Origin of the sequence: Parabacteroides sp. AF21-43, assembly GCF_003635435.1 — a bacterium.
Classification (GTDB): domain Bacteria; phylum Bacteroidota; class Bacteroidia; order Bacteroidales; family Tannerellaceae; genus Parabacteroides; species Parabacteroides distasonis.
The window spans coordinates 114,390-123,414 of sequence record NZ_QTMG01000014.1 but is presented as its reverse complement, the minus strand read 5'-3'; the positions used below and the strand labels follow the sequence as shown (position 1 = coordinate 123,414).

General features: G+C 46.8%; 8 protein-coding genes. 4 read left to right on the top strand and 4 right to left on the bottom strand.

All coding sequences use genetic code 11. The features are described from left to right. Positions 1-111 precede the first annotated feature (111 nt). From DWX84_RS11725 to DWX84_RS11715, 3 genes are all read right to left on the bottom strand, one after another. Positions 112-795: a DinB family protein gene (locus DWX84_RS11725; RefSeq protein ID WP_005866506.1), complete on the bottom strand. Its 684-nt coding sequence runs from the start codon at positions 793-795 to the stop codon at positions 112-114. Between the two features lie 8 nt (positions 796-803). Further along, positions 804-1,124, bottom strand: a complete 321-nt coding sequence (locus tag DWX84_RS11720) for a YbjQ family protein (RefSeq protein WP_005860908.1) — start codon at positions 1,122-1,124, stop codon at positions 804-806. Positions 1,125-1,218: 94 nt separating this feature from the next. Further along, positions 1,219-3,477, bottom strand: coding sequence for a GH92 family glycosyl hydrolase (locus tag DWX84_RS11715; RefSeq protein WP_008780604.1), 2,259 nt, complete (start codon positions 3,475-3,477; stop codon positions 1,219-1,221). A gap of 139 nt (positions 3,478-3,616) precedes the next feature. Between DWX84_RS11715 and DWX84_RS11710 the strand changes: the two genes are divergently transcribed. Genes DWX84_RS11710 through DWX84_RS11695 form a run of 4 tightly spaced genes read left to right on the top strand, consistent with a single transcriptional unit; the run spans position 3,617 to position 5,511 of the window. After that, positions 3,617-3,874 carry an RNA polymerase sigma factor gene (locus tag DWX84_RS11710; RefSeq protein WP_044546140.1) on the top strand — a complete coding sequence of 86 codons (258 nt, stop codon included), beginning with the start codon at positions 3,617-3,619 and terminating at the stop codon, positions 3,872-3,874. 18 nt (positions 3,875-3,892) lie between these two features. Beyond that, positions 3,893-4,555 (top strand): hypothetical protein, encoded by a 663-nt coding sequence (locus DWX84_RS11705; protein WP_034532144.1) that lies wholly within the window; start codon positions 3,893-3,895, stop codon positions 4,553-4,555. 54 nt (positions 4,556-4,609) lie between these two features. Further along, positions 4,610-4,888, top strand: a complete 279-nt coding sequence (locus DWX84_RS11700) for a LysO family transporter (RefSeq protein ID WP_005860915.1) — start codon at positions 4,610-4,612, stop codon at positions 4,886-4,888. Next, positions 4,885-5,511 carry a lysine exporter LysO family protein gene (locus DWX84_RS11695; protein ID WP_005866516.1) on the top strand — a complete coding sequence of 209 codons (627 nt, stop codon included), beginning with the start codon at positions 4,885-4,887 and terminating at the stop codon, positions 5,509-5,511. The genes DWX84_RS11700 and DWX84_RS11695 overlap by 4 nt, the downstream gene beginning before the upstream one ends. A gap of 239 nt (positions 5,512-5,750) precedes the next feature. Here the strand turns inward: DWX84_RS11695 and DWX84_RS11685 are convergent, their stop codons facing one another. Beyond that, on the bottom strand, positions 5,751-8,981 hold the full coding sequence (locus tag DWX84_RS11685; protein ID WP_122377517.1) for a S41 family peptidase: 3,231 nt from the start codon (positions 8,979-8,981) through the stop codon (positions 5,751-5,753). Positions 8,982-9,025: the final 44 nt, after the last annotated feature.

Sequence of the window (9,025 nt, the reverse complement as noted above, 5' to 3'; positions counted from 1 at the left end):
AGTGGAAGAGTAGGTAGCCGCCGTCTTGAGAAAGGCGAAAGCCGGAAGAGAGAGGAGTCAGTCCGAAAGGGTTGACTCCTTTTTTTGTTATATACACCAGCCGTTTAATTTTCAATGATGTCTGCCTCTTATTGCTAGCTTCCATTTACAACAGTCATTTAGATGTAACATGACATGTCTGGTAGGAGGCATTAATAAAATACCAGCTATATCTTTTTTAGCCCAGAAATCAAGCAACCAAATCGAATCTTCATGATTTGTGATACCACCTTCTTCTAATATCCGGCTTATCCTTTGAGTTGGGATTTTGCGACGTATATCATCGGGAGATAAGGTTCGGATGATTTCTCTGCTTTTTCGTCCTACTTCATTCCTGTATTCTAAGAGTTCTTGAATACGTAGACTTTTGCTTAGCTGAATAATCTGGTTATCAGATAAGGCATTTCCTGTGTCTCTGATAGGGGAATTCATTCGGGTTTGCCAGTCTTCATTGAAGATCTGCTTTTCCCCGTTAACTAATATATTCATGGTCAGATCCTCAATTCTGCTGATGTGCCATAATACCCAAGCGATGGTTTCATCTTTCGCTGTAGGCATAATGGCATATTCATCCTCTCTTAAATCTCCGACTAGCTCATCGACCTCGTTTCTCTCATTACCAGACACCACAGAGAGGTGTAATTTTCCATGAATCTCAAGAAAGAGCTCCTTGGTTTGCTCTATTAATTCCGGTTTACGGATAATGCGGTTTAGTTCTTTATGTGATTCGCTTAATCCGGCTCCAAAGTATTTCATTTTGGGGATTATTGGTAGCGTACGGCTGTCCCGGCGGCGGTAACCATCAGCATGCTTCCGCTTCCTCCTACGGTCTCATAATCTAGATCTACGGCGATTACAGCGTTTGCGCCCATTCGTGCCGCATGATCGCTCATTTCTTTCAAGGCCGTTTCTTTCGCTTCGCGTAAGACACTCTCGTAAGAACCTGCACGTCCTCCGACAATATCCCGGATGCCTGCGAAGAAATCTTTGAATACATTCGCTCCGATGATCGTTTCACCGGATACGATTCCGAAGTACTGGGTAATTTCTTTTCCTTCGATCGTGTTAGTTGTTGTGAGTAACATAGCTTTTCAATTTAATCGTTTGAGGGCAAATATAAGATAAAGGGCGAACCAGTGTACTGATTCGCCCTTTGTTTTTATGTTTCTTTATATGAATTTATTTTACCGGTTGATCGGTCATGATAAACTCAAGCTTACCTCCATTTATGATATCGGAGTGGCTGATGAAAGGAGTCTCTAGGACTTTACCGTTTAGCTTGACTTCTTTAACGTATTTATTGGCGGGACTATTGTTGGTCGCCACGATCTCGAAAATACCGCCTTTTACGTGCATAGAAGCCTTATTTACCATCGGACGGCCCAATGTGTAAACCGGAATACCCGGACTTACCTGATAGAAACCTAGGGCGCTCATGACATACCAAGCAGACATCTGTCCGCAATCCTCATTACCGATGATACCATCCGGTTCATTCGTGTAGAAATTCTGCATGATATAATCTAAATACCCTTGCCCTTTCCATGGAGAATCTGTCCAGTTATAAAGATAGGCCATATGGTGGCTCGGCTCGTTTCCATGAGCGTATTGGCCGATCAATCCGGTAATATCTCCGGAGGCTTCCGCCCCGTCAATCTGGGAAGAGGTGGTGAACAGGGTGTCTAAACGTGTTTCCAGCTCTTTCTTGCCACCGATAGCGGCGATGAAGTTATCCATATCATGTGGTGCGAAGAAACTCCATTGAAAGGCATTCCCTTCGGTATAGTCGCTTTTCATATGCGAAGAATAGCGAGGGTTGAATGGAGTACGGAAAGAACCGTCGCCCATTACCGGACGCATCATTTTCGTCTCGGGATCTAAATAGCGTTTGTAGTATTCGGCTTTCTTGGCATACTCATTCGCCAACTCTATATTACCTGCCTTCTTGGCGATTTGGGAGATACACCAATCCTCGTATGCCATCTCCAATCCCCACGATACGGATTCGGGAACAGAGTCGGCGGGGACGAAACCATATTTCTCCTTATAGTAAGGGTGCATCGTGATCAGATCCAACTCACGGGTTCCTTTGAACTTCTCGGCAAGATCCTCACGGTAAACGGAAGAACGTGCGCCGGCTTCCGCCCACGTGCTCATATCACCTTCCGCTAAATCTTTCGCTACAAGGTCGGCGAGGACCGAGACGGCCGGATATCCTACCATACAACCTGTATAACTAGAGGCTAAAGGCCATTTGGGTAATATTCCACCTTCTTTATAACCTTGCACGAGTACCTTACCCCAATCAGTCGCTAAGTCCGGATTAATGATTGTCATTAACGGATGAAGCGCACGGAACGTATCCCACAAGGAGAATACGGAATAATTTACGTAACCCGGTTCGGCGGTATGCACTTTCTTGTCCATACCCAAATAACGCCCGTCCACGTCTTGATAAGCGAAGGGGGCGATCATGGTATGGTAGAGCGCCGTATAGAAATTGACCATGACTTTCGGATCTGCCTCGATCTGGATCAAGTTTAACGCCTCGTTCCAAATATGCGTTGATTCCTCACGGGTCTTATCGAAATCCCATCCGGGCAATTCTGCCTCGAGATTCTTCTCGGCGCCTTCCGGATCGACTACGGATAAGGCTACTTTTACATAAAGCGGTTGTGCCTTTTCAGCGAATTTGTAATGGAACTTCAAATCTTCTGCCGTATTTAGGCGTAAGAACAAGGAGTCTTTACGTAATTTCCCCCCGATGTATTGGTATACCGTCTCGATCGGTTCCGAGAAAGTAATCCGATAGGACATAGAATGGAAATGCGCCCAACCTTGTGTCTTCACGGTTCCTTCCACCGTGGAGTCGTTTACAAGTAAATATTGGTTACCGATCAGCTTATGTCCCCAGTTCGGTTGAAGGATATGCCCTAAGTCAAGCAGGACACGACGTTCTTTGGGATTGTCGTATGTATATTTGTGGAAACCTACACGATCCGTAGAAGTCAATTCCACGTTGATGCCAAAGTTATCCAAGCGTACGGCATAATACCCCGGTGTCGCTTTCTCAGTGTCTTTCTTGAAGGTAGCTACTGGTTTGATGGAATCTCCACCGGAGAAAGGTAATAAAGCTACGTCACCCAGATCACCGATACCCGTACCAGAAAGATGCGTGTGGCTGAACCCGTAGATATGGTCATCATCATAATGGTAACCGCTGCTCGCGTCCCATCCCAAGATATGGGTATCCGGGCTTAGTTGTACCATCGCGTACGGACGGGTAGCTCCGGGGAATGTGTGTCCATGGAACCCGGTTCCGATGAATGGGTCTACATACCTCACCTCATCTTGTAGTCGCGGCGACTCCGGCGCTTGCTTGCATCCTACCAGCAGGCAGGCAAGAGCGGCCTGAAAAAATAAGATCGTTCTTTTCACTGTTATTATTGATTTAGTTTGTAATAAGCGAATTATCAATCATCTGTCACAAAGATAATGGCTTTGGGGGAATATTGGAAATTTCCTTTTAAAATCTGCAACCTTTTTCGGGCTTGGCTCGTCTTATAGATAAAAAAGTATGGGAACAAACGAATTTACGACAAAGATATTGCCGCTGAAGAATAACCTTTTCCGGGTTGTTTTCCGGATTACCGGAGACGTGGAGAAGTCTGAGCAGATCGTTCAGGAAGCCCTGCTTAAGGTTTGGGAAGACCGGGATAGCTGGATTGTCATTGAGAACTTACCTTCCTATTGCATGATGGTAGCGCGTAATCTGGCATTGAGGGAAACGTATTCCGGAAATAAGGAAAGGATGGAGCGGTATGCGGTAAGGTAATCTGTTTATGGATCGTGTATGGACTATCAACGAATAAATAAGTTGCTGGATAAATATTGGGAATGCGCCACATCCGTGGAGGAAGAGCGGGAATTACGCCAGTTTTTCTCCTCAGCGGTGGTACCTCCCGACTTATTACCCTATAAGGCTTGGTTCGTATCTCATGAGGCCGAGGCATTACCCCCTTTGGGGAAAGAATTTGATGCTCGTATATTAGAACATATCTCGGAAGATCGAAAATTAATCACTACATTTGGAACGTTATTTAAATCTATTACTCATTTAATTCATAAGATTATGGGAACGAACATGAAGAAAGCCTTTACCACCCTTTTATGCCTTTTGTTTTGTATCACGATCTCGGCACAGGATAAAGCCGCAGATCTCAGTAAGCTCGTAGGCGATTGGTCCTTCTCTGCCCCCGACGCTCCGTATGGATATCAAGATGGAAGTTTTCAGATAAAGCAAGAGAACGGCAAGTTGACCGCTAAAGTGAATATACAAGGTAGTACCTTGGAGATAAATGATATCAAGGCGAAAGGAGATACCTATACCAGCTCTTTTTATGTGGATGGAACGCCTGTAGACTTAACTATGACCCAGAAAGGAAATAAGTTAGAGGGAATGGCCGACGCCGGAGGTATGCAGATTCCCGTGAAATTCAAGAAAACGAAGAAGTAACCGCTTTGTGGTACTGTGAGTTTCTGTTAACTTCGCGGCAAAAACTACAAAAGGATGTTTACAGTAATCGGAATCATGTTCTGCGGCATTGCCGTCGGGTATTTCTTTCGTAAAGTAGAATTGCTGCAAAAGATCGGTAAGCCTATTTCTTATACGATTCTTCTTCTTTTGTTCCTGCTGGGAATTTCGGTAGGGGCTAATGAGTCTATCGTGAATAATCTTACGACGTTGGGCGGGCAAGCCTTGTTGATTGCTTCGGCCGGTACGTTGGGTAGCGTCTTGGCGGCGTGGGGAGTTTATCATTTCTTTTTTAAGGAAAGGAGCCGGGGATGAAAGGGAGTTTGATCGTCGTGGGCTTCTTTGCCTTGGGGTGCTTGCTGGGATGGAGCGGTTATCTGCCCGGGGTCATTATCGAGAATGATATAACGGTTTATGTACTTTACCTCTTGATGTTTCAAGTAGGGATTAGCATAGGAAGCGATAAGAAACTGAAAGATATTTTATCGAGTATACGGCCGAAACTCTTATTGGTGCCTCTGGCTACTATTATCGGGACGTTGAGCTTCTCGGCCCTGATCAGCCTTGCTCTTACCAAATGGAGTGTGTTCGATTGTTTGGCGGTCGGAAGCGGTTTCGCCTATTATTCATTATCCTCCATCTTGATAACAGAGCTAAAAGAACCGACGCTGGGGGCGCAATTGGCGGCGGAGTTAGGAACGATCGCCTTGATCGCTAATATTATCCGTGAGATATTCGCCTTGCTGGGCGCTCCGTTGTTCGTTAGATATTTCGGAAGGCTATCTCCGATCTGCGCGGGAGGAGCTACTACGATGGATACGACATTGCCGATTATCACCCGTTATTGTGGAAAGGATTTGGTCTTTGTCTCTATCTTTCACGGAATCTTGGTGGACTTCACAGTTCCGTTTTTCGTTTCTTTCTTCTGTTCGATGTGAGTGAAAGAGGCTTCCGAGATCTCGGAAACCACCTTGCAAGGTTGAAAAGTCATTTCCGAGGTCTCGGAAAGCATTTTGCAAGGTTGAAAAGTCGTTTCCGAGGCCTCGGAAGGCATTTTACAAGGTTGAAAAGTCGTTTCTGAGGCCTCGGAAGGCATTTTACAAGGTTGAAAAGTCGTTTCTGAGGCCTCGGAAGGCATTTTACAAGGTTGAAAAGTCATTTCCGAGGCCTAGAAAAGCTATTTTACAGTTTGCAGCATCACTTCTACCGCTCTTTTTAATTGCGTGTCCTCGCCGGAGAGCTGCGCCTCGGGAGTATTGTACACCTCGACATCCGGTTGCAATTGTTGGTTTTCCAGATAATTGCCTTGCATATCTTTCACGCCTACTTGCGGGATACCGAACACCAAGGTCGGATCGATTTGCGTTTCCCACCATACGGCTGTCATGGTTCCCGGAACCGGGGCGCCGATCAGCTTGCCGATACCTAAGGTCTTATAAACCCAAGGGAAACCATGAGCGTTCGAATAATTATCCTCGCACATCAAGACACAGGACGGTTTGGTCCACTTATTGTAAGGATCGCTACCGATGTATTGTCCGCGAGGCTCGAAGCGCTGATACTCCTTGCCGCTCAATAAGGTAGCCAGATCATCATGCAACCAGCCACCTCCGTTATGGCGGGTATCCACGATCACGGCTTTCTTATTCCGGCAACGGCCTAATAAGGCGGAATAGACCTCGCGGAAACTCTCGCTGTTCATACCTCTTACATGTACGTACCCGATTTGCCCGTTCGATAATTTATCTACGGTTTCTTGGCAATTCTCGATCCATCTTTTATAAAGGAGGTTCGATTGCTCTCCGTTACTGATCGCTTTTACCTGTTCCTCGAAACGCTGTTTGCTGGTAGGATCATAGACAGAAAGCATTACTTTCTTACCGACTTTACCGCTTAGCAGTGGATAATAATCGGCGTCTTTCTTTATCGGTGTTCCGTCTATCTTCTCGATGATACAGCCTTTCTTTATCTGGCTGTCGGCCAATGTCAGCGGGCCCTTGGCGATGATTTCCTCGATCTTCAATCCGTCGCCCGTGTATGCGTTATCGAAGAAAGCGCCTAAGCTGGCGGTTTCCGGCCCGGTTAGTCCCGGATTGTAACGAGCGCCCGTATGGGAGCCGTTCAACTCGCCCAATAGCTCGGAAAGCATCTCTTGGAAATCAAAATTGTTGTTGATATGCGGAAGGAAACGGGCGTAAGCGGTCTCATACCCTTTCCAATCCATGCCCCGGAGTGTCGGATCATAGAACTTATCCAAGACTTGACGCCAAGCGTGATGGAAGATATAAGCACGCTCCTCTGCCGGACGATAAGCGAACTCGGCCTTGAAAGCGATCGGTTTTTCCTTGCTATCCTTCAACTCTATCTTTTTCAGTTTACCGCCGGCGGTAAGATAGAGGTTCTCTACTTTCTTATCGGCGAATAGAGTGCCTCGACCGACATTCTTGAGCAGTAATTTAGTGGACTTTTCCTTCAAGTCGTGTTCCCATAAATCAAAGCCTTTCTCGAAAGCGGCGCAATAATATAGTTTATCTCCTTTCGGGGCGAGTACGGCGTCTCCCAATGAGGATGAATTAGCGGTCAGGCGAATAATCCGGTCCTTGCGGTTCTCCAAATCAAACTTCAAGGGGACTACAGGCTTATCCTTATCCTCTTTTTTCTTATCGGAATCTTTATCGGATGTCTTATCCTCGTCCTTATCTTTGTTTTCATCCGCTTCTACCAAGGCCAGTTCTTCTTTACTGAGGCGGAATTTATCGTAAGCCTCACCGTCGAAGAACATGATGTACACATCCCGCTCAGCACCCCAGCTACCGTGGCTGCGGAAACCGGCACGGTCGGAGGACCAGATCATGGCCTTACCGTCTAATACCCATTTCGCGTCGCCATCCGAATAACCGCTTTCCGTCAGGTTCGTTACCTCGCCGCTACCGTCCGCTTTCACGAGGGCGATATCCGTGTTGTTCCATCCTCCGACGGAGATGTAATCTACCAAGAACCATTTGCTGTCTGGCGACCATTGAAAATGCTGGTCTCCATCGCTATACGAATAGAGGTATTTCCCGTCCAATACGGTGCGGACCTGCTTGGTCTTTCGGTTGATAACACGTAAGGTGGTGCGGTTCTCAAGGAAAGCCACCTCGTTACCATCCGGAGAGTATAAGGGTTGGAACGAGGTTTGTCCGGAGACGACAAGAGGCTCCTCTTTCAATTCCGGGGCGTACGTGAATTGCTTATCTTCGTCACGTGTAAGTTTACTTTCGTAGATTCCCCATGTTCCTTCCCGTTCGGCGGAATATACCAATGAACGTCCGTCGGGGCTGAAATCTATATTGCGCTCTTGTTGCGGCGTGTTCGTGATTTGACGAGTCGTCTCGTATTCAATAGAAGTTACGTAAACATCGCCACGAGTGATAAACGCTACCTCTTTTCCATTCGGGGAGACGGCGATATCCGTAGCTCCATCGGTCAGAAGACGATGGATCACGTCGTTCTCGATCTTATCCGCGACGATCTGGATATTCACCTTGGCCGGTTTCTGGCCTTCCTTAACGGTATAGATCTCGCCGTCGTAACTATAGCATAGAGTCCCGGAATTATCGGAGGTAAGGAAACGCACGGGGTGGGTGGTATGCGTCGTGATTTGTTTCTCGCTGTTGCCTGCCAAATCCTTCTTGAAGATGTTAAAGCTTCCTTTCTCCTCGCTTAGGTAATAGAAAGACGCCCCATCCGCGGCCCATACAGGATTACGATCCTCACCGCCAAAAGTGGTTACTTTCTGGAAAGAGCGATCTTTTCCAAGCGTACATAACCAGATATCACGGGTGATAGAAGATTGATGATGCTTGCGCCAAGGGTCCTCGTAACCTTTGTAGTCATTGTATAATAATTTACTGCCATCTTTGCTGAGGGCTATATTTTCCATGTATAACGAAGAATATAAATCCGGCCTTCCTCCGTCCGTGCTTATCTCATAGACTTGCATAAAGCGGGTGCCGGGGAATTGGATATCCTTGGCGTCTTGCAATACGTTGGCTAGATACAAGATGTGTCCGTTGTCCTTAAAGGTAGTGGGATATTCGTTTGTGGAGTGGGTGGTGAGCCGCTTAGGTTCCCCTCCCTCCTTGTTCATGAGAAATACATCGAAGTTGCCGCTACGGTTGGAGGCGAAGGCTATTCTCTGTCCGTCGGGCGACCAGACCGGACGGGTATCATGCGCCGGATGTGTTGTCAACTGCCGGGCTTTTCCTCCGGAAGAAGGGACCGTGTAGATATCCCCTTGGTAAGAAAATGCGATCGTCTGCCCGTCCGGGGAGATCGCGCAGTAACGCATCCATAACGGACTGTCGTCTGCTTGCGCCGCCGCCGATAAAAATAACGCCAGCGCAGGAATCATCAAGTTTTTCATGTGTACTCTATTTTAGATTTACAAATGTAATCGATTTTCGATAT

Coding starts and splice junctions, on each gene's coding strand:
- DWX84_RS11685 (WP_122377517.1), bottom strand. CDS start 8,981: ATGAAAAACTTGATGATTCCTGCGCTGGCGTTATTTTTATCGGCGGCG.
- DWX84_RS11695 (WP_005866516.1), top strand. CDS start 4,885: ATGAAAGGGAGTTTGATCGTCGTGGGCTTCTTTGCCTTGGGGTGCTTG.
- DWX84_RS11710 (WP_044546140.1), top strand. CDS start 3,617: ATGGGAACAAACGAATTTACGACAAAGATATTGCCGCTGAAGAATAAC.
- DWX84_RS11700 (WP_005860915.1), top strand. CDS start 4,610: ATGTTTACAGTAATCGGAATCATGTTCTGCGGCATTGCCGTCGGGTAT.
- DWX84_RS11720 (WP_005860908.1), bottom strand. CDS start 1,124: ATGTTACTCACAACAACTAACACGATCGAAGGAAAAGAAATTACCCAG.
- DWX84_RS11725 (WP_005866506.1), bottom strand. CDS start 795: ATGAAATACTTTGGAGCCGGATTAAGCGAATCACATAAAGAACTAAAC.
- DWX84_RS11705 (WP_034532144.1), top strand. CDS start 3,893: ATGGACTATCAACGAATAAATAAGTTGCTGGATAAATATTGGGAATGC.